Source organism: Candidatus Fusobacterium pullicola (assembly GCA_018883725.1).
In the GTDB taxonomy this organism is placed as follows: Bacteria; Fusobacteriota; Fusobacteriia; order Fusobacteriales; family Fusobacteriaceae; genus Fusobacterium_A; species Fusobacterium_A pullicola.
In genome coordinates, this window is sequence record JAHLFN010000010.1 from 1 (window position 1) to 24,277 (window position 24,277).

At 31.7% G+C, this 24,277-nt stretch carries 21 protein-coding genes; all 21 read left to right on the forward strand.

Features of this window, described 5'->3' with window-relative positions:
• Positions 1-224 precede the first annotated feature (224 nt).
• The 21 genes from IAA47_00475 to IAA47_00575 all read left to right on the forward strand — a co-directional run bounded on the left by IAA47_00475 (position 225) and on the right by IAA47_00575 (position 24,267).
• The gene (locus IAA47_00475) at positions 225-2,390 is read left to right on the forward strand and encodes an RNA-binding transcriptional accessory protein (GenBank protein ID MBU3841470.1); all 2,166 of its coding nucleotides are present in this window, start codon (positions 225-227) and stop codon (positions 2,388-2,390) included.
• 5 nt (positions 2,391-2,395) lie between these two features.
• Positions 2,396-4,804 (forward strand): HAMP domain-containing protein, encoded by a 2,409-nt coding sequence (locus IAA47_00480; protein MBU3841471.1) that lies wholly within the window; start codon positions 2,396-2,398, stop codon positions 4,802-4,804.
• A complete protein-coding gene (gene ileS, locus IAA47_00485) occupies positions 4,804-7,605 on the forward strand; it encodes an isoleucine--tRNA ligase (protein MBU3841472.1) in 2,802 nt (933 codons plus the stop codon). Before IAA47_00480 ends, ileS begins: the two co-directional genes overlap by 1 nt.
• An 8-nt stretch (positions 7,606-7,613) precedes the next feature.
• Complete coding sequence (gene lspA / locus IAA47_00490) at positions 7,614-8,081, forward strand: signal peptidase II (protein ID MBU3841473.1); 468 nt, start codon at positions 7,614-7,616, stop codon at positions 8,079-8,081.
• A complete protein-coding gene (gene glyQ / locus IAA47_00495) occupies positions 8,078-8,950 on the forward strand; it encodes a glycine--tRNA ligase subunit alpha (protein ID MBU3841474.1) in 873 nt (290 codons plus the stop codon). Before lspA ends, glyQ begins: the two co-directional genes overlap by 4 nt.
• Before the next feature lie 121 nt (positions 8,951-9,071).
• Positions 9,072-11,138 carry a glycine--tRNA ligase subunit beta gene (glyS, locus tag IAA47_00500; protein MBU3841475.1) on the forward strand — a complete coding sequence of 689 codons (2,067 nt, stop codon included), beginning with the start codon at positions 9,072-9,074 and terminating at the stop codon, positions 11,136-11,138.
• A gap of 223 nt (positions 11,139-11,361) precedes the next feature.
• Positions 11,362-12,384, forward strand: a complete 1,023-nt coding sequence (locus IAA47_00505) for a PTS sugar transporter subunit IIC (protein ID MBU3841476.1) — start codon at positions 11,362-11,364, stop codon at positions 12,382-12,384.
• Positions 12,385-12,410: 26 nt separating this feature from the next.
• Positions 12,411-12,962: a GTP cyclohydrolase I FolE gene (folE, locus tag IAA47_00510; protein MBU3841477.1), complete on the forward strand. Its 552-nt coding sequence runs from the start codon at positions 12,411-12,413 to the stop codon at positions 12,960-12,962.
• Between the two features lie 10 nt (positions 12,963-12,972).
• Positions 12,973-13,809, forward strand: coding sequence for a 2-amino-4-hydroxy-6-hydroxymethyldihydropteridine diphosphokinase (folK, locus tag IAA47_00515; GenBank protein MBU3841478.1), 837 nt, complete (start codon positions 12,973-12,975; stop codon positions 13,807-13,809).
• Positions 13,799-15,058: a dihydropteroate synthase gene (folP, locus tag IAA47_00520; GenBank protein ID MBU3841479.1), complete on the forward strand. Its 1,260-nt coding sequence runs from the start codon at positions 13,799-13,801 to the stop codon at positions 15,056-15,058. The genes folK and folP overlap by 11 nt, the downstream gene beginning before the upstream one ends.
• A gap of 104 nt (positions 15,059-15,162) precedes the next feature.
• Positions 15,163-15,477, forward strand: coding sequence for a thioredoxin (gene trxA / locus IAA47_00525; GenBank protein ID MBU3841480.1), 315 nt, complete (start codon positions 15,163-15,165; stop codon positions 15,475-15,477).
• Positions 15,478-15,659: 182 nt separating this feature from the next.
• Positions 15,660-16,514, forward strand: a complete 855-nt coding sequence (locus IAA47_00530) for a pseudouridylate synthase (GenBank protein ID MBU3841481.1) — start codon at positions 15,660-15,662, stop codon at positions 16,512-16,514.
• Positions 16,508-16,927, forward strand: coding sequence for an HD domain-containing protein (locus tag IAA47_00535; GenBank protein ID MBU3841482.1), 420 nt, complete (start codon positions 16,508-16,510; stop codon positions 16,925-16,927). The genes IAA47_00530 and IAA47_00535 overlap by 7 nt, the downstream gene beginning before the upstream one ends.
• Before the next feature lie 23 nt (positions 16,928-16,950).
• A complete protein-coding gene (locus IAA47_00540; GenBank protein MBU3841483.1) occupies positions 16,951-18,708 on the forward strand; it encodes a TIGR03960 family B12-binding radical SAM protein in 1,758 nt (585 codons plus the stop codon).
• A gap of 11 nt (positions 18,709-18,719) precedes the next feature.
• The gene (locus IAA47_00545; GenBank protein MBU3841484.1) at positions 18,720-19,394 is read left to right on the forward strand and encodes a uracil-DNA glycosylase; all 675 of its coding nucleotides are present in this window, start codon (positions 18,720-18,722) and stop codon (positions 19,392-19,394) included.
• Positions 19,395-19,477: 83 nt separating this feature from the next.
• Complete coding sequence (locus IAA47_00550; GenBank protein MBU3841485.1) at positions 19,478-19,828, forward strand: hypothetical protein; 351 nt, start codon at positions 19,478-19,480, stop codon at positions 19,826-19,828.
• 11 nt (positions 19,829-19,839) lie between these two features.
• A complete protein-coding gene (locus tag IAA47_00555; protein MBU3841486.1) occupies positions 19,840-21,285 on the forward strand; it encodes a UDP-N-acetylmuramoyl-L-alanyl-D-glutamate--2,6-diaminopimelate ligase in 1,446 nt (481 codons plus the stop codon).
• A 9-nt stretch (positions 21,286-21,294) separates the two neighbouring features.
• Positions 21,295-22,131, forward strand: a complete 837-nt coding sequence (gene kdsA / locus IAA47_00560) for a 3-deoxy-8-phosphooctulonate synthase (GenBank protein ID MBU3841487.1) — start codon at positions 21,295-21,297, stop codon at positions 22,129-22,131.
• Between the two features lie 6 nt (positions 22,132-22,137).
• Complete coding sequence (locus IAA47_00565; GenBank protein MBU3841488.1) at positions 22,138-23,106, forward strand: KpsF/GutQ family sugar-phosphate isomerase; 969 nt, start codon at positions 22,138-22,140, stop codon at positions 23,104-23,106.
• Between the two features lie 96 nt (positions 23,107-23,202).
• The gene (locus IAA47_00570) at positions 23,203-23,403 is read left to right on the forward strand and encodes a DUF1858 domain-containing protein (GenBank protein MBU3841489.1); all 201 of its coding nucleotides are present in this window, start codon (positions 23,203-23,205) and stop codon (positions 23,401-23,403) included.
• A gap of 264 nt (positions 23,404-23,667) precedes the next feature.
• Positions 23,668-24,267 carry a DUF445 family protein gene (locus tag IAA47_00575; protein ID MBU3841490.1) on the forward strand — a complete coding sequence of 200 codons (600 nt, stop codon included), beginning with the start codon at positions 23,668-23,670 and terminating at the stop codon, positions 24,265-24,267.
• The last annotated feature ends 10 nt before the right edge of the window (positions 24,268-24,277 follow it).

A 24,277-nucleotide genomic window follows, 5' to 3' on the forward strand; every position in this document is an offset into this window, starting at 1 on the left:
TTAGATTAGTGTGTGGTAACTTTAATTTTAGCAGGAAAATTTACTTGTCTCACTATTTTTTTTGGGAAAAAAGTAAAAAAGGTGTTAATACCTAAATGTCTATAGGTACCAACACCAAAAATTATACACCCAATATAAAACTCTTTTTTGTTAGACAAGCTAGTAAAGTTTTGGTATAATATAAAGAAGTTCAGAAAATATTAAAAGAAAAATAAAGGTGAAATATGGAAAAGATATTTGAACAAGTAGCTAAAGAATTGGGATTATCTCTAGTTCAAGTAACAAATACTATGCAACTTTTAGATGAAGGGGCTACAGTGCCTTTTATAGCAAGATATAGAAAGGAAGTTACTAATAATCTAGATGAGATAGAGATAGGAAAGATATTAGAAACAGTTACATATCAAAGAAACTTAGAAAAGAGAAAAGAGGAAGTAATAAGACTTATTGAAGAGCAAGGGAAACTGACTGATGAAATAGTCAAAGCGGTTGCTCTAGCTACAAAACTTCAAGAGGTAGAAGATATATATTTCCCATATAGAAAAAAGAGAAAAACGAAGGCTGACATAGCAAAAGAAAGAGGATTGGAGCCTTTAGCTAACTATATATTAGAGGCAACTTCAGAGGAAGCTATAATTAAAAAAGCTGAGGAGTTTTTTAATGAAGAAGTAACAACTTCAGAGGAAGCAGTGGAAGGAGCTATGCTTATACTAGCTCAAAATATCTCTGAAACTCCGATATATAGAGAAAAAATCAGAGAGATAATGTTGACTAAGGGAGTTATTACAACAAAGGAGACTAAAAAAGCAAGAGAGCTAGATGCAAAGAAGGTTTATTCAGATTATTATCAATATAGTGAGCCAATTTCAAAGATGCCATCTCATAGAATCTTAGCTGTAAATAGAGGAGAGAATGAGGAGATACTATCTGTATCTATCGGATTTGAAGATGATGTAAGAGCAAGAGTTGAAGGGATTATTTTAAAGGATTTTAAAAATAAAAACTTACAAGAAACTTATAAAAAGATAGTAGTTGATGCTTTAGATAGATTAATTCTTCCGTCTATTGAAAGAGAGGTAAGAAATATTCTGACAGATAAGGCAGAAGAGGAAGCTATTAGAGTATTTAAGGAAAACTTAAAAAATCTATTGATGCAAGCTCCATTAAAAGAGAAAAATATTTTAGCTTTAGACCCAGGATATAGAACTGGTTGTAAAGTTGCTGTTATAGATAAAAATGGTTTTTATAGAGAAAATGATGTATTTTTCTTGGTTGCTGATATGCATACTCCAAAACAGTTAGAGACAGCTGAAAAGAAGATTATAGATTATGTGAAAAAATATAATATAGATATAATTGTAATAGGAAATGGAACAGCCTCAAGAGAAACGGAGAGTTTTGTGGCAGGAGTTATAAGAAAAAACAATCTAAATACAAAGTATCTTATTGCAAATGAAGCGGGAGCTTCAATTTACTCTGCTTCAAAAATAGCAGCTGAAGAGTTTCCAGATCTTGATGTAACAGTTAGAGGAGCTATATCAATAGGAAGAAGAGTACAAGATCCACTAGCTGAATTAGTGAAGATAGATCCTAAATCAATAGGTGTAGGAATGTATCAACATGATGTAAATCAAGGTAAATTAGATGAGTCTTTAGATGCTGTTATTACATATGTTGTAAATAGTGTTGGAGCTAATCTAAATACTGCCTCTTGGGCACTACTTTCACATATCTCTGGTATAAAGAAAAATATAGCTAAAAATATAGTTGATTATAGAAAAGAGAATGGAAACTTTAAAAATAGAAAAGAGCTTTTAAAGGTGAAAGGAATAGGAGCAAAGGCTTATGAACAGATGGCTGGATTCCTAGTAATTGTAGATGGAGAAAATGTATTAGATAATACAATTATTCACCCAGAATCATATCATATAGCAAAAGAGTTACTTCAAAAGGCTGGATTAAGTGTTGAAGAGTATGGAAAGGACTTAAATGCTGCTAGAGAGAGATTAAAGGATTTTAATTATAGTAATTTTGCTAAGGAAAATGGTTATGGAGAAGAGACAGTAAAGGATATTTATGAGGCTTTAATAAGGGATAGAAGAGATCCGAGAGACAACTTTGAAAAACCTCTTCTAAAATCAGATATTTTAAATATAGAGAATTTACAACCAGGAATGGAGATAGAAGGAACAGTTAGAAATGTTGTAAAATTTGGAGCTTTTATAGATATAGGATTAAAAAATGATGCTCTTTTACATATTTCTGAAATATCAGATAAATTTATAGATGATCCAAGTAAGGTATTATCTGTAGGACAAATTGTTAAAGTTAGAATTAAGGATATAGATAAAGAAAGAGAGAGAGTAGGATTAACTAAAAAGGAGAAATAGTCAGAATGAGAGTAAATAAAAATTCTCTTTTAGTCAGAATGATATTTTATAACGATATTGCTATAATAGTGGCTTCTACTACAATAGCTCTTTTTTTGACATTCATAGCTTTTCAAAACCTAGAATCTAGAGTTATAGACTCGGCAAGAGATAAAATTGTTTTAATGAATAGAGCATATAATGGAGAGATTTTAAGAGCGAAGGATGATTTAAATCAAACTTTAAGAAATATCTCTACATTAAGTAATAGAAGTTTAAAAAATATAGCTAGCTATAATGAAAAAGTAGCTATAATAAGAAATCAACTGACTAGAAGGAATTATGAGCTTTACTCTGACTCTATCTTATCAATAGTAGATGAAAATGGTTTTATTTTAGGTGAAACCAAGAGAAAGGGAATTCCAAATAAAATAGATAGAGAGACTTTTAAGGCTAATGTATCTAATGCAGATAATGATATAAAAACAAGCTACTTCTCAAAAATAGATGATAGAATTTATAATAAAATAATTGTGAGATATAATGATGAGAGTAATAGAAAGTTATACTTAGTTTTAACCTTTCCAATTACTGAAAAAACTATTAAAAATTTAGCAAGTCTATCAAGCTTAGGAGAAGATGATAAAATTTTCTTAATAGTGGATGAAAAATACAAGATGGGTAATTTTAGTTTAGAAAAAAACACTCAATTTTTGAGCAAAAGAGATGTCAATAGAATGGCTAATAAAGGTTATAATTATATCTACAGAAGAAAAAATATTGATAATGAAGCTTATTATATAGCTCTATCAGATATATATGATTACCAAAATAGGTATATTGGAAGTTTTGGAGTAGCAATATACTATGAGAATATAGAGAGATTAAAATTAGTTATCTCTCTTTCGGTAATAGTAATTGTATTAGTTTTTATTGCAATAAGTACAACTATATCCTCTAGAATGTTTAGTAAACTTTTAGAACCATTAGGGAGAATAATGGAAGCGGCGGAAGAGGTAAGTAAGGGAAATTATAGAATTTTTGTAAAGCCAGAGGGTGTAGATGAGATGAGAACTCTCTCTAGAACCTTTAATAAAATGGCAGAGGATATCAGAGCCAATGAGGAGCAAGCTAAGAGTAAAAATAGAAAATTAGTGAGTACCTTAAAGAGAATAGATGCAGTAGAAAAAATTCTAATGAATATTCAGATAGAGAATGATATGAATATAACAGTGAAAGAGATTATGTCGGCACTAACCTCAGAGATGGGATTAGGGTTTAGTAGAGCAATGTATTTTAGATATAGTAGAGAAATTGATACTATGGTTGGAGAGTTTGCTGTTATAAATAATAAGATAAAAAGAGATATATCAAATGTGATAGAGAATGGTAGAGGTTTTAAGTTTCAGATAGAGGAGCTAAATAAACTTATAAAACTCATTAAGATACCATTTAAAAATAGTAATCTCATAGCCAAATCATTACTTGAAAAGAGAATTATCTTTCAAAATGATAAAGGATATAAACATGAATTGGGAAACGAGCTATTTAAAAGTTTGGGAATAAATAATTTCTTAATAATGCCAATATATACAGAGAAGAGAAATTATGGGTGTATAGTAGTTGATTATTTTGGAAAAAATAATTTGGTAACACAGGAAGAGGTTGAGTTACTCACACTTCTTTTCCTAAATATTTCAATTAGGATAAAGAATAGAAATCTAGAAGAGGAGAAGATAGATTTAGAGAGAACTGCAACAATAGGAAAGTTAGTAGATAGATTTTTTAAAAGTCGTGAAACTTCCTTTGAAAAAATGCTTGAGTTTACAGAAAAGATGCATGCCTATGATTCAAATAATACTCTATTTAAAATTCAGATTCAAGAGATAAAAGAGGAGATAAATAAGCTTAGAAGAGAGAGAGAGATTTTAAATGAGTATGTAGATATTAAGAAAAATAATCCTCTTGAAATTATAGAGATAGAGACAATTTTAGCAGAAATAATATCAGAAGTTGAGCCAAAATTGGAAAAATTAGGGATTAATATCTCAGTTTTTATAAACTATAATGGCAAAGTTTTAGGAAATAGAGCTAGGCTTAAAAGAGCTTTTTATGAGATAATAAAGAATGCTAAGGAATCTTTTGAAAAAAAGAATGATGATAATAAAAAAATAAATGTAATAGTGACAAAGGAAAAAAATGTCGATAAAATAAGAGTAAATATAATTGATAATGGAATTGGAATGACACAGGAGCAGTTGGAAAATATATTTGAACCTTTTGTAGGATATAATGAGAATGCTCCAGGACTAGGACTTTCAATAGTATCAAGAATAATAAAGGATCATCATGGGGTGATTAAATACTCATCTCAATTAGGTGAGGGAACAGAGGTAAAAATAACTTTAAATATATATAAGGAGGAGATTTTATAATGAGTGAAAAGGATTACGGAGCTACACTAAACCTTCCGAAGACAAGTTTTCAAATGAAAGCAAATCTTCCAAATAAGGAACCTAAAATCATTCAAAAATGGGAAGAAGATAAGATTTATGAGAAAGGATTAACAAAGGGAACAAAGTCATTTATATTACATGATGGACCACCTTATGCAAATGGAGATATCCATATAGGACATGCTTTAAATAAAATTTTAAAAGATATAATTTTAAAATATAAAAGACTTAGAGGATATAATGCACCATATGTTCCTGGATGGGATACACACGGTCTACCAATAGAGTTAAAAGTAACAGAGCAACTAGGAGAGAAGGCAAAGGATATGTCTCCATTAGAGATAAGAAAACTTTGTACAGAGTATGCTCTAAAATGGGTAGATATCCAAAGAGAAGGATTTAAGAGATTAGGAGTTTTAGGAGATTGGGAAAATCCTTATCTAACTTTAAAACCTGAGTATGAGGCAAAACAATTAGAGGTATTTGGAGAGTTATATGAAAATGGATATATTTTCAAAGGACTAAAACCAATTTACTGGTCACCAGTTACAGAAACAGCTCTAGCAGAAGCAGAGATAGAGTATAAAAATGTAACATCTCCATCTATCTATGTAAAAATGGAAGCTAATGCTGATTTATTAGAGAGACTTGGATTTACAGAGCAAGCTTGGGTAGTAATTTGGACAACTACTCCATGGACATTACCAGCAAATATGGCTATATCATTAAATCCTAACTTTGAGTATGGAGTATATAGAACTGAAAAAGGAAATTTAATCCTAGCTAAAGAGTTAGCTGAAAAAGCTTTTGCTGAGATGGAAATAGCTGAATATGAACTAGTAAAAGAGTTTGTAGGAAGTGAGTTAGAGAGAGCAACTTATAAGCACCCATTCTTAGATAGAACTGGTATGATAATTCTAGGAACACATGTAACTGCTGACGCAGGAACAGGATGTGTACACACAGCTCCAGGACATGGGCAAGACGACTATGTTGTTGGAACAAGATATGGAATAGAGGTAGTTTCTCCTATCAATAATAAAGGGGTATTAACAGAGGAAGCAGGACAATTTGCCGGACTATTCTACTTAAAAGCAAATAAAGAGATAGTTGCTTTCTTAACAGAGACAGGGCACCTATTAAAACTAAAAAATATAGAACACTCATATCCACACGATTGGAGATCAAAAACTCCAGTAATATTCAGAGCTACAGAGCAATGGTTCGTAAAAGCTGAAGGTTCAGACTTAAGAGAGAAAGCATTAAGAGCTCTTGATAATGTAGAGTTTGTACCAGCATGGGGAAGAAATAGAATAGGTTCTATGCTAGAAACAAGACCTGACTGGTGTATCTCTAGACAAAGAGTATGGGGAGTACCAATTCCTGTATTTTATAACGAAGAAACTGGAAAAGAGATCTATAATAAAGAGATTTTAGCAAGAGTAATAGAGATAGTTAAAAAAGAGGGAACAGCTGCATGGCTAACTTATACAGCTGAAGAGTTAATAGGAGAAGAGTTATTAGAGAAATATAACTTAAAAGGAGTAACTCTAAGAAAAGAAACAAATATTATGGACGTTTGGTTTGACTCGGGAGTATCTCATAGATCAGTTTTAGAAACTAGAGGAGAGTTACTACATAGACCAGCTGATATGTACTTAGAGGGATCTGACCAACATAGAGGATGGTTCCAAACATCACTTCTTACTTCAATAGGTTCTACACATGATGCTCCATACAAAAAAATCTTAACTCACGGATTTGTAAATGATGGAGAAGGTAAGAAAATGTCTAAGTCAGTAGGAAACGTAGTGGTTCCAGCTGATGTTATAAAAGTATATGGAGCAGATATTTTAAGACTTTGGTGTGCTTCAGTAGACTACAGAGAGGATGTAAAAATCTCTGATAATATCTTAAAACAAATGGCAGAAGCTTACAGAAGAGTAAGAAATACAGCTAGATATATTTTAGGAAACAGCAATGATTTCAATCCAGCAACTGATAAAGTCGCTTATAAAGATTTAATGGAAATCGATAAATGGGCATTAAATAAATTAGAGATATTAAAGAGAAAAGTTACAGAAAACTATGAAAAATATGAGTTCTATAACCTATTCCAAGATATTCACTATTTTGCTGGTGTAGATATGTCTGCTTTCTATCTAGATATTATAAAAGATAGATTATATACAGAAGGAACAGATTCATTAGATAGAAGATCAGCTCAAACTGTAATGACAGAGATACTATTAACTTTAACTAAGATGATAGCTCCAATCCTTTCATTCACAGCTGAGGAGATTTGGGATACACTTCCAGAAGCTTTAAAAGATGAGGAATCAGTACTATTAACTTCTTGGTATGAAGAAAATGATGAGTACTTAAACTCAGAAGTAGAAGCTAAATGGGCAGATATAGTAAAAATCAGAAAAGAAGCTAATAAATCATTAGAAAAAGCAAGACAAGGAGAGAATAGAATAATTGGAAACTCTCTTGATGCTAAGGTTATGTTATGCTCTAAAAATGCTGAGATGCAAAAATTCTTAGTAGAAAATAGAGATAGATTAGAGTTAGCTCTAATTGTTTCAAATGTTGAAATTGTAGATAATTGTGATGAGACATTTGTAGAGGGTGAAGAGTTAAAAGAGCTTTACATAAAAGTTGTACATGCAGAGGGAGAAAAGTGTGAAAGATGTTGGAAATATTCAACTGAGGTTGGACAAGATGCTGAACACCCTACACTTTGCCCAAGATGTGCTTCTGTATTAAAAAATAATTAGGAGATATTATGATATATATAGTTTTAATCTTGATACTTGTTGGTGCTGACCAACTTTCAAAATACCTCATAGATAGTCATATGTTGGAGGGAGAGACAATACCTTTAATAAGTAATTTTTTTCACATTACTTATGTAAAAAATAGGGGTATTGCCTTTGGAATGTTTCAAGGAAAACTAGATATAATAAGTATAGCTACAATTATAGCAATTGTAGCTATTGCTTATTACCTGTATAGAGAGAGAAATAAACTATCTGTAGTAGAGAAGATGGGATTTATCTATATCTTAGCAGGAGCTATTGGAAATATGATAGACAGAGCTTTTAGAGGATATGTAGTAGATATGGTAGACTTTAGAGGTATCTGGAGTTATGTATTTAATCTAGCAGATGTCTGGATAAATATGGGAGTAGTATTTGTACTATTAGATCAATTAATTCTTAGAAAGAAGAGAGAAACCGAGGAGGATAAATAATGACATTTCAAGAGATAATTTTTGCTCTTCAAAAATACTGGAGTTCAAAAGGGTGTGTACTAGGAAACCCTTATGATATTGAGAAGGGAGCTGGAACATTTAACCCAAATACATTCCTTATGTCATTGGGACCAGAGCCATGGAGTGTGGCATATGTTGAGCCATCAAGAAGACCAAAAGATGGAAGATATGGAGAGAATCCAAATAGAGTTTATCAACATCACCAATTCCAAGTTATAATGAAACCATCTCCATTAAATATTCAAGAACTATACTTAGAAAGTTTAAGAGTATTAGGAATAGAGCCAGAAAAGCATGATATTCGTTTTGTAGAAGATGACTGGGAATCACCAACATTAGGAGCTTGGGGACTTGGTTGGGAAGTATGGTTAGATGGAATGGAGGTAACTCAATTCACGTATTTCCAACAAGTAGGAGGACTTGAATTAGATCCTATTCCTGTTGAGATAACTTATGGACTTGAAAGAATAGCTCTATATATTCAAAATAAAGAAAATATCTATGATTTAGAGTGGGCTCCAGGAGTAAAATATGGAGATATGAGATTCCAATTTGAATATGAAAACTCAAAATACTCTTTTGAATTAGCTGATTTAGATAAACATTTCAAATGGTTTGATGAATTTGAGAAGGAAGCTAGCAGAATACTAGATGAAGGTTTAGTATTACCAGCTTATGACTACGTTTTAAAATGTTCTCATGTATTCAATGTATTAGACTCAAGAGGTGCTATATCTACAACTGAGAGAATGGCATACATATTAAGAGTAAGAAACTTAGCAAGAAGATGTGCTGAAGTTTACGTTCAAAACAGAAAAGATTTAGGATATCCACTACTAAAGAAGTAATTTAAAGGATGAGAGGAAAACTTAAAGAACTGTAGTATTTATAAAGAGAAGTTAATCAACTTCTTGGAGTTAAAAATAATTTTAGGTTTTCTTATTGGATAATAATAGAGGAGGAAGAACATTGAGATTACTATTTGAAATAGGAATGGAAGAGTTGCCAGCAAGATTTCTTAATCAGGCACTAAGTGATTTAAAATCTAATTTAGAAACAAAATTAAACAATGAAAGAATAAAATTTGATGAGATAAAAACTTATGGAACACCAAGAAGACTTGTACTTGATGTACAAAACTTAGCTGAAAATCAAGAGGATTTAGACCTAGTAAATATGGGACCAGCTAAGAGTGTTGCCTATGTAAACGGAGAGATTTCAAGAGCAGGTCTTGGATTTGCAAAATCTCAAGGAATAGAGCCAGAACAATTAGAGATTATATCAACTCCAAAGGGAGAATATATAGCAGCTAGAAAGTTTATGAAAGGAAGAGCTACAAAGGAGCTTTTACCAGAGATATTAAAATCATTAGTATTAGAGTTAAACTTCCCTAAATCTATGAGATGGGCAGATAAAAAATTAAGATTTGCAAGACCAGTACAATGGTTCTTAGCTCTATGTGATTCAAAGGTAGTACCATTTGAAATAGAGGGAATAGTAAGTGGAAATAGATCAAGAGGTCACAGATTCTTTGGAAAAGAGTTTGAGGCATCAAATGCACAAGATTACTTTACAAAATTAAGAGAAAATAATGTAATAGTAGATATAGCTGAGAGAAGAGAGTTAGTAAAAGAGTTAGTAGCTAAATGTGCAGAAGCAGGAGAGCAAGTGCACATAGAAGATGAGTTACTAGATGAGGTAACTAACCTAATAGAGTATCCATGCCCAATAGTTGGAAGCTTCAATGCTGACTTCTTAGAAGTACCACAAGATGTATTAATAATCTCTATGCAAGTTCACCAAAGATATTTCCCTATTCTAGATACAAATGGAAAACTATTACCTAAGTTTGTAGTTGTAAGAAATGGAGTAGAAACATCAGATTTCGTAAGAAAAGGAAATGAAAAAGTTCTATCAGCTAGACTAGCAGATGCTAGATTCTTCTATCAAGAGGATTTAAAACATCCACTAGTTGATAATGTAGAAAAGTTAAAAACTGTTGTATTCCAAAAAGATTTAGGAACTATCTACCAAAAAATAGAGAGAAGTAAAGAGTTAGCTAGTTATTTAATAGATGTATTAGGATGTACAGATAGAAGAGATGATATTTTAAGAACTGTATATTTAGCTAAAGCTGACTTAGTATCAAATATGATAGGGGAGAAGGAGTTTACAAAACTTCAAGGGTTCATGGGAGCAGACTACGCTCTAAAATCTGGAGAAAATGAGAGAGTTTCTCTAGGAATAAAAGAACACTACTATCCAAGATTCCAAGGAGATTTACTACCAACAGAGATGGAAGGTATAATTGCTGGTATTGCTGATAGAGTAGATACATTAGTAGGATGCTTTGGAGTAGGAGTTATCCCTAGTGGTTCAAAAGATCCATTCGCTTTAAGAAGAGCAGCATTAGGAATAGCAAATATAATAGTTAATTCTAAATTAAATATATCATTAAAAGCTCTAGTTAATAAATCACTGGATACATTAGTAGCTGATGGAGTATTAAAAAGAGATAGAGCTACTGTAGAAGCAGAGGTATTAGAGTTCTTTAAACAAAGAGCTATAAATATTTTTGGAGATATGGGATATAGTAGAGATGTTATTGGAGCTGTATTAGATAAAGATTGTGACAACTTAGTAGAAGCATTAGAAAGAGTAAAAACATTAGAAGCTTTTGCAAAAGAGGAAGAGTTTGGAAAACTATTACCAGTATTAAAAAGAGTTGGAAATATCTCTAAAGATCATACAGATACAAAAGTTAATCCAGAGTTATTCAAAGAAGAGATTGAAAAAGAGTTATATCAATTCTCTACTGAATTAAATAGTAAAGTAAATGTAGCTATTGAGCAAAGAGATTATGCTAAATATCTACAAGAGATAACAGCTGGAAAAGATATAATCAACAACTATTTTGATAAAGTAATAGTAATGGATAAAGATGAGGCTATTAAAAATAATAGATTATCTCAAATGAGATTTTTAACTGATATCTTTACTAAGATGGCAGATTTAAATCAAATAGAAGAAAGATAATAGTTGAATTATTATAATAAAGGGTAAAACTTTAATAACTTAATGGATATTTTTATTTAAGAATAAAGAGCAAGTCTGGCTTAGCTCACTAAAAACACAAAAGATGCTTTCGCTTAAAAAAGTTGTGTTTTTTAGCGGTTGTCTTTGCTGACTTGCTTTATTTATTATTTCTGATATTTAATATTATATAAATATTTTGTATGTGTAAAATGAGGAGAGATAAATGGGAGAGTTTTTAAAAAGAAAAGGTGTGGAATTATCTGTAAAAAGATACTTAGTAGATGCATCTAGTTATATGGCATTGGGACTTTTTTCTACGTTACTGATAGGAACGATACTTAACACTATTGGAGAAAAATTGGGAATAGCTTTTCTAACTGATGTGGTATGGAAGGTAGCTAGGGATATGACAGGACCAGGAATAGGATTAGCTGTAGCCTATGGACTTAAGGCACCTCACCTAGTACTTTTTTCTTCAACTATAACAGGAGCGATAGGAGCTATGTATGGAGGACCTGTAGGTTCTTTTATAGGAGCAGTAGTGGGAGCAGAGTTTGGAAAAATAGTATCTAAGGAAACAAAGGTAGATATAATAGTAGCTCCAGCTACAACTATAATAACAGGGTCTATAGTAGTTTATTTAGTAGGACCATTTGTTGCTAAAGTTATGCAAACTTTTGGAGCTATGGTAGTTTATGCTACAGAATTACAACCTTTTGCTATGGGTATTCTTGTTTCAACTATAGTAGGAATAGCACTAACTCTTCCAATTAGTAGTGCGGCTCTATGTATGATGATAGGGCTAGGTGGACTTGCAGGAGGAGCTGCAACAGTAGGGTGTTCAGCTCAGATGGTAGGTTTTGCTGTAATGAGTTTTAAAGAGAATGGTTGGGGAGGATTAGTAGCTCAAGGTGTTGGAACATCTATGCTTCAAATAGGAAATATAGTTAAGAATTGGAAGATATGGATACCACCAACAGTTGCTGGAGCTATTTTAGGTCCTGTTTCAACAATGGTTTTCAAATTTCAAAATATCCCAATAGCTTCAGGAATGGGGACAAGTGGATTTGTAGGACAATTTGGAACAATCACAGCTATGAATAGCATAGGTGTTAATGGAATAAAACTTTATTTGGGAATATTTTTACTACATTTTTTACTACCAGCTATAATTACATTAATAGTAGCAAAAATTATGAGAAAATATGGTTGGATAAAAGATGGAGATTTAAAATTAGATTTATAGTAAATATATAGAAAGAGGAAAAGAAAATGGAGTTAAAAAAGATAGAAGAAGCTTTTGAAAAGATATTAGAAGGTATTGGAGAGGATAGAGATAGAGAGGGATTAATAGATACACCTAAAAGAGTAGCTCAAAGTTATCAGGAGCTTTTTTCAGGGATAGGAAAGGACCCAAAAGAACCATTGCTTCGTCACTTTACAGTGGATAGAGACGACCTGATAATAGAAAAGGGAATAGACTTTTATTCTATGTGTGAACACCATTTTCTACCTTTTTTCGGAACTATAGATGTAGCATATATTCCAAATGGAAGAATAGTAGGCTTTGGAGATATAATAAAAAGTATAGAGATACTTGCAAAAAGACCTCAAATTCAGGAAAGATTAGGTAGTGAATTAGCAGATGCAATATATGAGGCTCTTGATTGTCAAGGGGTGATGGTAATAATAAAGGCAAAACATCTGTGTATGACAATGAGAGGAGCTAAAAAAGAGAATACTCAAATAGTAACTACAGCTTATAGAGGTATTTTGGAGAAAGATACAGCTAAGAGAGTTGAAATACTAACTTTGTTAAAATAATGGTGATAGAATGGATAAAATATATATAAATAATTTAGAGTTTATAGGATTTCATGGAGTATTTCCTGAGGAGAAAAAATTAGGGCAAAAATTTTTGGTATCTTTAGAGCTTATTGTAGATACAAAAGAGGCTGGGAAAACAGGTGATTTAACAAAATCAGTTCACTATGGACTGGTAGCTCAAGATGTGGAGAGAGTATTCTTAGAGAAGAGTATAGATTTAATAGAGACATGTGCTGAAAATATAGCAGAGATGGTATTAAAGAAATATGAGCTAGTGAAGGAGGTTAAGGTTACAGTAAAAAAACCTTGGGCTCCTCTACAGATGCATTTTGAAAATGTAGCTGTAGAGATTAGTAGAAAATGGCATAAAGTTTATCTATCTCTTGGAAGTAATATGGGAGATAAGAGAGAAAATCTTCTAGAAGCTATAAAAAGAGTTGGAGAACTAGAGAATACAGAGGTAGTAAAGAGTAGTACAATATTAGAAACAGAGCCATTTGGATATATAGAACAGGATAATTTTTTAAATGCATGTCTAGAGGTAAAAACGCTACTGACACCTCAAGAGTTTCTTAGCTCTATATTAAAAATAGAGCTAGATATGGGAAGAGTAAGAGAGATAAAATGGGGACCTAGAGTAATAGATATAGATATACTTTTTTATGATGCTGAGATAATTCAAGAGGATAATTTAGCTGTTCCTCATCCTTGGATATGTGAAAGAGAATTTGTCTTAGAACCATTATCTGAAATAGCACCTAACTATGTACATCCATTAGAGAGAAAAACTATAATGATGTTAGCTAGAAAATTGAAAGAGAGTGGTAAAGGGAATGGAGATTAAAAAATTAGAGAAGAATGAGATAAATAAAGCTTTAAAATTAGTATGGGATGTTTTTTCTGAAAGTGAGGCCTTTAACTACAATAGAAAAGGAGTAGAGGAGTTTAGAAAATTTTTAGATTATAGAGATTTGATAAATACTTTTGATATCTATGGAACTTATGATAAAAAGGAGTTAATTGGAGTAATTGCCCTTCAAGATGGGCAACATATCTGTTTTTTCTTTGTAAAAAACTCCTATCAAAAACGTGGACTAGGAAGAAAACTGTTTGAAAAAGTTTTAAAAATTACCAAGGAAAAAGAGATTACTGTAAGTGCTCCACCTTGCTCTGTAGAGGTTATGAAAAATCTAGGTTTTGTTCCAACTGATAGTGAGCAAAATATAAATGGAATAGTTATTATTCCTATGGTATATGAAAGAGATAAGAAAGAGGTACAGATTTTAAAATGTAGAGATAAAGAGTTAGAGTTAGGAAAGAGAACTCTGATAATGGGAATACTCAATGTAACTCCAGACTCTTTTTCAGACGGTGGAGAGCACAATGGTTTGGAAGAAGCTATAAAACATGCTCAAAAAATGATAGATGAGGGAGCAGATATCATAGATATTGGTGGAGAATCAACAAGACCTGGACATACTCAGATAAGTGATGATGAGGAGATAGCTAGAGTTGTTCCTGTTATAAAAAAAGTTGTTGAATTGGGAGCTATTGTTTCTGTTGATACATATAAATACAGGGTGGCTGAAGCAGCTTTTGAGGCTGGGGCTCATATTTTAAATGATATATGGGGGCTACAATATGATAATGGAGAGATGGCTAAAGTTGTAAAAAAGTATAATGTGCCTGTAATAGCTATGCATAACCAAGTGGAAAAAGAGTATGAGAAAGATATAATATTTTCTATAAAAGAATTTTTTAAAAAAACCTATGAAATTGCTCATAAAAATGGTATTCTAAAAGAAAGTGTGATACTGGATCCAGGAATAGGATTTGGAAAGGGAATAGATGAGAACTTGGAGGTTCTTTCTAGATTAGAGGAATTAAGAGAGGAAGGAAGAATCCTTTTAGGAGCTTCAAGAAAGAGATTTATAGGAACTATTTTAAATGACTTACCACCTCAAGAGAGAGTGGAGGGAACTATAGCTACAACTGTGATAGGTATAGAAAAAGGTGTAGATATAGTAAGAGTTCATGATGTACTTACTAATAAAAGAGCAGCTATGGTAGCTGACAGAATAGTGAGAAAATAAAGTTGAGTAAAAAGATAAAGAAAATGTAGACAAAATAGAAAAAATAGTATATAATTGAAGTATAAATTTGAAAGAATATCAATTCCATAAGAGGAGGAAGAAACATGGCAATTTTACATATAACAAAAGAAAATTTTGAAAAAGAGGTATTACAATCTAAAGAGCCTGTAGTTGTAGATTTCTGGGCAGCATGGTGTGGACCTTGTAAAGCTTTAGCACCTATATTAGAAGAGGTAGATGCTGAATTAGCTGGAACAGTAAAAGTAGCAAAAATCAATATCGATGAAGAGGAAGAGTTAGCAGCTCAATTCAGAGTAATGAGTATTCCTACACTTTTACTATTCAAAGATGGAGAGGTAGTAAATAAAACTGTAGGACTTGCTCCAAAAGAAGAAGTAATTGCTTTTGCAAAATATTAATTAAAAAACATATTAAATTTAGGAGAATCAAGAGATTGTTGTAATTGATAGTTACAATAGTCTCTTGATTTTTTGTATAAAAAATTTTATGAAATAGGTATTAAAGATAAAATTGTAATATATAAAAGAGGATTTTTGTGGTATAATCTAAAAAGTATAGTTATTAGATATAAGGAGATAAGATGGATATAAGAACCATAGAGAGAAATGATAAATGGGGATATATGTTCTATATAAAATATGATGGAACTAAATTTCACTCTTTTGATGAGATGAGTGGAAAAAGAAGTGTTAAAGGAAGATTTAAAGAGATTATGAATGAATTAGGTTTCACTTGGGCAAAGGGAATACAGCAAGGTGGAAGAACAGATGCCAAGGTTAGTGCCACAGAGAATATTTTATATGTAAGTAGCAAATTTGATGGAGATAGAAAAAAGTTACAGGAGAGATTTAACTTTTTATCTGATGATAGTTTGAAGATAACAATGATAAAGAAAACTATTCCAAATTTAGTATTTCCTGAAATGATAGCAAGAAGAGAGTATATATATGAATATCCTAAAAAAAGAGTAAAGAATAGTTTAGAAGAGATTGAAAAATATTGTAAAGAGCTTTCAGGAAAGTATGATGTAAGTGAGTTTACTGATAAAAAAGGTTTAGAATTAAAAGAGCATATAAGAGAGGTAGAGATAAAATTCCAAAATGGAAAATTATTTTTTTCAGGAAACTCTTTTATGCCAAAACAAGTGAGAATAATGTCTGGATATATTCTTACTGGAAAAAAGGAAGCTTTAGAGGGAAAATATCTGACTTTATCTAAAATTGTTTTAAGTGAAGAGTTAAAAGCTAGTATATTTGAACAGATTGATGATATCAAAGTTGAGGGAGTAGAGAGAGTAGAGGCTAATCCTGAGAGAACTTTATACATATTCTATACTTCTAAAGATAAAAAAGGTGAATTGATAGGAAAGAATGGTAAAAATATAAAAGCCTTAAAGAAAATTTATGGGGATATAGTGGTAAAAGAGATATGTTAGCTAGAATAAGACAGGGGCTCACTTTTCTTTTTGGAAGATATAAAGAGGAGTGGAATAAAGAGATTAAGCAAGTTTTAGATGAGAGAGAGTTTGCTGTATTTAATGAGATGAGTGAGTATGATAGGATACACTCATATAGATTGTATAAACTTGTATTAGAAGATGAGCTTTTAGGAAAAGAGGAGATATACAAAAAATTAGCTCTATTACATGATTGTGGAAAGTACCATGCATCTCTATATAGAAGGGTAAAAAAAGTTTTAATAGGAGAGAAAACTTTAAATAATCATAGTGAAATCTCATACAATAAATTAAAGGATATCAATTTGGATTTGGCTAGGCTAGCAGGAGAGCACCACTTCTATTCAGATGATATTTATATGCAGAGATTTCAAGAATTAGACGATAAATAAATTTAAGATAGAAAGAGGAGAAAATGAGAGTAAATTTAGATAAGTATTTATTAAAAGTAGAAAAGCCAGCACAATATTTAGGAAATGAGATAAATAGTATTCATAAAGATGAGTATAAAGCTAGAATGTGTCTATTTTTCCCAGATATCTATGAAGTAGGAATGTCTAACTTAGGAATTAGAATATTATATAGCCTTATGAATAGAGTAGAAGGGTTTTCTTTGGAGAGAGGATTTGCTCCAATGGAGGACATGGAAAAATTGATGAGAGAGAATGGGATACCAATGTTTTCACTAGAGAGTAAAACACCACTTAAAGAGTTTGATGTAGTAGGATTTTCTCTTTCTTATGAGATGTGTTATCCAAATGTTTTAAATGCTCTTGACCTTGCTGGAATACCAGTGAGAAGAGAGGATAGAGGAGAGGAGTATCCTCTTGTAATGGCAGGGGGAACATGTATGATGAACCCAACACCTATGGAAAGATTTTTAGATTTTATTGTTATCGGTGATGGAGAAGAGGTAATGGTAGAGATTGCCAAAATCTTAGTAGCTCATAAAGATAAGAGTAAAATGGAAAAATTACAATTAATAGAAAGCCTAGATGGTGTTTATGTTCCTGCACTTCATAAAGGAAAAAAGAGAGTTAGAAGAGCTATTGTTTCTGACTTAAATAATACAGAGTATTATGAAGACCAAATAGTACCATATATAAATATAGTTCATGATAGAGCAACCGTTGAGATTCAAAGAGGATGTTCAAGAGGTTGTAGATTCTGTCAAGCTGGAATAGTGTATAGACCAGTTAGAGAGAGAAGTTTAGAAAAGAATCTTGAGTTAATAGAGAAGATGATAAAAAATACAGGATATGGAGAGGTATCTCTATCATCATTAAGTAGTAGTGATTACAGCAAGATAGATGAACTTATAAAAGGGGTAAAAAGTAAAGATTTCCATAGAAATTTAGGGGTGTCACTTCCATCATTAAGAATGAATACTCACTCTGTTGAAGTAGCTGAGGATATAAGTGGAGGAAAGAGAACAGGGTTTACATTTGCTCCAGAGGCTGGTTCTCAAAGAATGAGAGATATAATCAATAAGGGAGTAAATGAAGAGGATGTATTAGAAACAGCAGAAGCAGCTGTAAAAGGTGGATGGGAAACATTGAAATTCTACTTTATGATAGGACTTCCTTTTGAAACAGATGAAGATGTAAAAGGAATATATGATCTAGCTAAAAAAGTTGTGGATAGATGTAGACCAATAAATAAGAGACTTAATGTAACTGTCAGTGTATCAAACTTTGTTCCAAAACCTCATACTCCTTTCCAATGGACAGAGCAGATGGATTTTGCAGAAATGAAAAGAAAACATGCCCTATTGAGAGATCTATTTAAGGGACAAAAAAATTGTAACCTAAAAATTCATGATATGAAAAAATCTTATTTAGAAGGATTTATATCAAGAGGAGATGAAAAAACTGGAGAACTAATAGAGTTAGCTTGGAAAGGTGGAGCAAAACTAGATGACTATAAGGATAACTTCAATATTTGGAAAAGAGCTATGGAAGAGGTAGGAATGGGAGAGAATGAGTATCTAAGAGCTAGAGAACTAGATGAAGAATTACCTTGGGATATGGTGGATATAAGTGTTGACAAAGATTTCTTAAAGAGAGAGTTGAAGCAAGCTGAAAATGTAGCTCTTACACCAGAGTGTAGAACTAAGTGTTCAAACTGTGGTATAAGAAAGAGATTCCCTAATTGTATGGTAATTGCAAAATAGGAGGAAAAGCAATGGTGAATTTGGGAAATGATTGGGATGAGATACTAAAGGGAGAATTTGATAAGGAGTATTATCAAAGTTTAAGAAAGTTTTTAATAAGTGAGTATAGAACAAGAGTTATTTATCCTAAAATGGAGAATATTTTCTCAGCATTAAAGCTTACAAGTTATAAAGATACTAAGGTATTAATTCTAGGGCAGGATCCATACCATGGACCAAATCAGGCTCATGGCCTTGCCTTTTCTGTAAATCCGGGAGTAAAGATACCACCCTCTCTTCTTAATATGTATAAGGAGCTAAGAGATGAATTGGGACTATATATTCCTAATAATGGATATTTAATACCCTGGGCAGAGCAAGGGGTACTTCTTTTAAATACAGCTTTAACAGTAAGAGCTGGAGAGGCTAACTCTCATTCAGGAATGGGATGGGAGATATTTACAGATAATATCATCAAACATTTAAATGATAGAGAAGACCCAGTTATATTTGTATTGTGGGGAAATAATGCTAGGAAAAAGAAAGCTTTTATTAATAATAGTCAACATTTTGTGTTAGAGGGACCACATCCAAGTCCACTCTCTGCAAGTAGAGGTTTTTTTGGTTGTGGACATTTTAAAAAAATAAATGAAATTTTAAAAAATATTGGGAAAGTAGAGATAAATTGGCAAATAAAAAATCTATAAATTTTCTCTATAGGATATGCCACAAAGATGCCACACTATTTTAATATAATAATGTTAAAAATAGAGTAAAGTGGAGGCTTGCTATGAAATATTTAGGTATGTGTACAATGTTTTTCATATCTACACTAAATATTTTTGGGGGAAAAGATACAAGTAAAAATGATGAAGTTGTTTTTATTCAATGTTTGACTTTTGAGCAACAGGAAGAGGTTGTGAAGATGAGAACGGAGTTTTTAGAGTGTTTCAGTGAGATGAAGAATAAGCTTGTATCAATAAAGATAGAAACTCAGAATGAGATGAGAAAAGAAAATCCAGATTGGAATGAGATTAAAAAATTAAATAAAGAGTATTCTACAATTCAAAATGTATTGAATAAGGGAATGTCTGATTATAAAGAGAAAGTTCAAAATATACATGTAGAGATTGTAAATTAGAGAGGAGAAAGATGGAAGAATTACTGCTTGGATTAGAGTATGAGGTGTTACAAAAAGGAAGTTGCAAGGTAGATTATAGTGGAATGGAGTATGACTCTAGAAAAGTAACAGAGGGAGATATTTTTGTTGCTTTAGAGGGAGCTGTATCTGATGGGCATGATTATATAAACCAAGCAATAGCAAGAGGAGCAAAGGGAGTATTAGTTTCTAAAAAAGTTCAAACAGATTTTCCTTGTGAATGCATTTTAGTAAAAGATTTAAGAAAAAATCTAGGAAAGATAGCTTCAAATTTTTATAATTATCCCCAAAGGAAATTAAAGATTATAGGAATAACAGGGACAAACGGAAAAACAACATCTACTTATCTTTTAGAATCTATTTTAGGAGCAGAGAGGGTTGCTAGAATTGGAACGGTTGAATATAAGATAGGAGATGAGATAATAGAAGCTCCAAACACAACTCCAGAATCTCTAGATGTAGTTAAGCTTTGTAAAAAAGCTGTAGATAAAGGATTAGAATATTTAGTTATGGAAGTAAGTTCACATGCACTATCTTTAGGAAGAGTTGATATGTTGGAGTTTGATGTAGCTTCATTTACAAACCTTACTTTAGACCATTTAGATTATCATAAAAATATGGATAACTACTTTGAAGCTAAGAGAAAACTTTTTACAATGTTAAAAAAGAGTGGAAGTGACTCTATAAATATAGATGATCAGTATGGAGATAAGCTTTATAAAGAGTTTGGAGGATATTCATACTCATTGACTAAGCCAGCAGACTTAACGGGAGAGATACTAGAGTTTCATAGTGATGGCCAATTAGTAAGATTGAATTTATTAGGAGATATATTTGAAGAGAAACTATCTATATTAGGAAGATACAATCTGTACAATGTATTGGGAGTAATAGGAATAGCTCTTCAATTAGGAATAGAGAAAGAGAGAATTTTAGAAAGAATAAGAGATACAAAGGGAGCTCCTGGAAGATTTGAGTTAGTAAACTGTGGGCAGGATTTTATTGTAGTAGTTGATTATGCTCATACTGGAGATGCCTTAGAGAATATTTTAAATAGCATAAATGAATTAAAAAAAGGAAGAGTTATAACTGTTTTTGGTTGTGGTGGAGATAGAGATGCTACTAAAAGACCAATTATGGGAGGAATAGCTCAAAGATTGAGTGATATAGCTATACTTACATCAGATAATCCAAGAACTGAAGATCCGCACTCAATAATAGAAGATGTAAAGAAGGGTATGAGTGGAGATAATTATTTAGTAGAAGAGGATAGAGAGAAAGCTATAATGAAAGCTATTGAGATAGCACAAAAGAATGATATAATTCTAATTGCTGGTAAGGGGCATGAGACTTACCAGATACTTGGAAGAAAGAAGATTCACTTTGATGATAGAGAGATAGCGAGAAGAGAGATAGTAAGAAGAAAGATGAGAGGATAAGGGGGAAATATGATAGATAAGGTAAAAGTAGTTAAAGTAGGAGATAAGGTAGAGATTGGAGGAAATAAAAGATTTGCTCTAATAGCTGGACCATGTGTAATAGAATCAGAAGAGTTAGTGATGGAGATAGCTGGAAAAATTAAAGATATATGTGATAGACTAGGAATCCAATATATTTTTAAAGCTTCATTTGATAAGGCTAATAGATCATCAATCCACTCTTTTAGAGGACCTGGATTAGAAAAGGGATTAGAAATATTAAAGAAGGTAAAAGAGAGATACAATCTACCCGTAATAACAGATGTACATGAAACTTGGCAGTGTAAAAAAGTAGCTGAGGTAGTGGATATATTACAGATACCAGCTTTCTTATGCAGACAAACAGATTTACTTTTAGCAGCAGCAGAAACAGGATTACCAGTAAATATTAAAAAGGGACAATTTTTAGCTCCATGGGATATGAAAAATGTTGTAACAAAGATGGAAGAGAGCAATAATCCAAATATATTACTATGTGAGAGAGGAAGTACTTTTGGATATAACAACATGGTAGTAGATATGAGAAGTTTTATGGAAATGAGAAAATTTGGATACCCTGTGGTATTTGATGTAACACATGCGGTACAAAGACCAGGAGGTTTAGGAACAGCAACTTCTGGAGATAGAGAGTATGTATTTCCACTTATGAGAGCTGGACTTGCAATAGGAGTAGATGCAATATTTGCAGAGGTACACCCTAATCCAAATGAAGCTAAATCAGATGGACCAAATATGCTATTCTTAGATGACTTAGAAGAGATATTAAAGGTAGCTATTAAGATAGATGATTTAGTAAAAGGAAGATAGGGGATAATTATGGAATTTAATGAAGTAGATTATGCAAGAAGTGTATTTGATGCAGAGATAGAGGAGTTACAAAGAGTAAAAAACTCTTTAGATGGAGATATTAAAAAAGTTGTAAACTTAATACTAGAATCTAAGGGTAAAGTAGTAGTTACAGGAATAGGTAAATCTGGATTGATAGGTAAAAAGATAGCGGCTACACTAGCTTCAACAGGAACAACAGCTATATTTATGAATTCAGCTGAGGGACTTCATGGGGATTTGGGAATGATAGCTTCTGATGATGTGGTACTAGCTATATCAAATAGTGGGAATAGTGATGAGATAGTCTCTCTTCTTCCATCTATCCAAAAGATAGGAGCAAAACTAGTAGCTATGACAGGAAATAGAAATTCGAAATTAGGAAGAGTAGCAGATTATGTATTAAATATAGGGGTTAGTAGAGAAGGATGTCCTTTAAATCTAGCTCCAATGTCATCAGCAACAGCTACTTTAGTTATGGGAGATGCTTTAGCAGCTATACTTATAAAGAGAAGAGATTTCAAACCAGAAAACTTTGCTGTATATCATCCAGGAGGAAGTTTAGGAAGAAGACTTCTTATGAGAGTTAGAGATATAATGAAAAAAGGTGAAGAAATACCAGTATGTGATAAGGAGACTCCAATAAAAAATGTAATACTTACAATGACAGATAAGAGTTTAGGAGCTGTATGTGTTATGAATGGAGATCTGATGGTTGGAATTATCACCGAAGGAGATATAAGAAGAGCCTTAACAAAAGAGGGAGAGTTTTTTACTTTTAAAGCAAAGGATATAATGACGAGAAACTTTACAAAGACAGATTCAGAGAGCATGGCAATAGATGCTTTAGAACTTATGGAGAACAGACCAAGTCAGATAACAGTACTTCCAGTTATAGATGATAATAAATTAGTAGGTATTGTAAGAGTGCATGACCTATTGAATGTAGTAGGATAATCTACAAAAATAATTCTAAGAATAAAAGTTGACATAATAAGTAAATTTTATTATAATATTAGTGTAAATATTAAAAAATTGTAGGAGTGATAAGATATGGTAACAAGAGATACAAATATTTTAGTAGCAGTTCAAAACTATCCAGTAATAAGAGAAGTATTTGCAAAATATGGACTTGGATGTGTAGGATGTATGATCGCAGCTGGAGAGACTTTAGGAGAAGGAATATCAGCTCATGGTTTAGATGCTGATGCAGTAATAGCTGAAATCAATAAAGTAATAGCTGAGAAAAAATAGTTTTGATTTACTAAAATTAAATAGATATTGAAAGAGGAAAAATTATTATCTTAACTCTATACTTTGCGATATTAGTTGGATATTTTTCCTCTTTTTTTATTAAAAATATTGCTTAGAAAAAAGTTAGTTTAGAATAGATTAGGGGATAATATAATTGAAAAAATCCCGTTTTTATGATAAAATAGTTTACTGTAATGGTAAAAAAATAGAAGAAAATCAAGAGCTAAAAATGAAGAGAAGGAGTAAAAATTGAATATAGATATATTGATTAAATTGGTATTGATAGTTGGTATTGGAGCTGGAATTGGTTGGATAACAAACTATGTTGCAATAAAGATGCTATTTAGACCATATAAAGAGATAAATTTTGGATTATTCAAGATACAGGGGTTACTGCCTAAGAGAAAGCATGAGATAGGAGAGAGTATAGCAGAGATAATTCAAAGTGAACTAGTGTCTTTAAAGGATATAGTTTCTTCAATGGATAAAGACAAACTTGAAGAGAAGATGAGTGAAGCTATAGATAAAATCTTAGAAGAGAAGCTTCAAAGAGAGATAACTAAAAACTTTCCAATGATAGCTATGTTTTTAAGTAGTGATATGTTAGATAAGATAAAAGTGATAATAAAAAATTCAATTCTTGAGAATAAAGATAAAATAATCTCAATGTTTTCAGATTACTTAGAGGAGAATGTAGATTTTAAAGGTATCATAGTTAGAAATGTAGATGCTTTTTCCTTGGAGAAACTAGAGGAGATAACATATAGCTTAGCTAAGAAAGAGTTTAAACACATAGAGGTAGTTGGAGCTGTGTTAGGAGCAATAATAGGATTTGCACAGTTTATTATTGGAATGATTATGTAAGGAGAGTTAA

Excerpts from the sequence above, each read along its gene's own strand:
- IAA47_00475 (MBU3841470.1), top strand. The coding sequence starts at position 225 with ATGGAAAAGATATTTGAACAAGTAGCTAAAGAATTGGGATTATCTCTA.
- IAA47_00480 (MBU3841471.1), top strand. The coding sequence starts at position 2,396 with ATGAGAGTAAATAAAAATTCTCTTTTAGTCAGAATGATATTTTATAAC.
- ileS (MBU3841472.1), top strand. The coding sequence starts at position 4,804 with ATGAGTGAAAAGGATTACGGAGCTACACTAAACCTTCCGAAGACAAGT.
- lspA (MBU3841473.1), top strand. The coding sequence starts at position 7,614 with ATGATATATATAGTTTTAATCTTGATACTTGTTGGTGCTGACCAACTT.
- IAA47_00505 (MBU3841476.1), top strand. The coding sequence starts at position 11,362 with ATGGGAGAGTTTTTAAAAAGAAAAGGTGTGGAATTATCTGTAAAAAGA.
- folE (MBU3841477.1), top strand. The coding sequence starts at position 12,411 with ATGGAGTTAAAAAAGATAGAAGAAGCTTTTGAAAAGATATTAGAAGGT.
- folK (MBU3841478.1), top strand. The coding sequence starts at position 12,973 with ATGGATAAAATATATATAAATAATTTAGAGTTTATAGGATTTCATGGA.
- folP (MBU3841479.1), top strand. The coding sequence starts at position 13,799 with ATGGAGATTAAAAAATTAGAGAAGAATGAGATAAATAAAGCTTTAAAA.
- trxA (MBU3841480.1), top strand. The coding sequence starts at position 15,163 with ATGGCAATTTTACATATAACAAAAGAAAATTTTGAAAAAGAGGTATTA.
- IAA47_00530 (MBU3841481.1), top strand. The coding sequence starts at position 15,660 with ATGGATATAAGAACCATAGAGAGAAATGATAAATGGGGATATATGTTC.
- IAA47_00535 (MBU3841482.1), top strand. The coding sequence starts at position 16,508 with ATGTTAGCTAGAATAAGACAGGGGCTCACTTTTCTTTTTGGAAGATAT.
- IAA47_00540 (MBU3841483.1), top strand. The coding sequence starts at position 16,951 with ATGAGAGTAAATTTAGATAAGTATTTATTAAAAGTAGAAAAGCCAGCA.
- IAA47_00545 (MBU3841484.1), top strand. The coding sequence starts at position 18,720 with ATGGTGAATTTGGGAAATGATTGGGATGAGATACTAAAGGGAGAATTT.
- IAA47_00550 (MBU3841485.1), top strand. The coding sequence starts at position 19,478 with ATGAAATATTTAGGTATGTGTACAATGTTTTTCATATCTACACTAAAT.
- IAA47_00555 (MBU3841486.1), top strand. The coding sequence starts at position 19,840 with ATGGAAGAATTACTGCTTGGATTAGAGTATGAGGTGTTACAAAAAGGA.
- kdsA (MBU3841487.1), top strand. The coding sequence starts at position 21,295 with ATGATAGATAAGGTAAAAGTAGTTAAAGTAGGAGATAAGGTAGAGATT.
- IAA47_00570 (MBU3841489.1), top strand. The coding sequence starts at position 23,203 with ATGGTAACAAGAGATACAAATATTTTAGTAGCAGTTCAAAACTATCCA.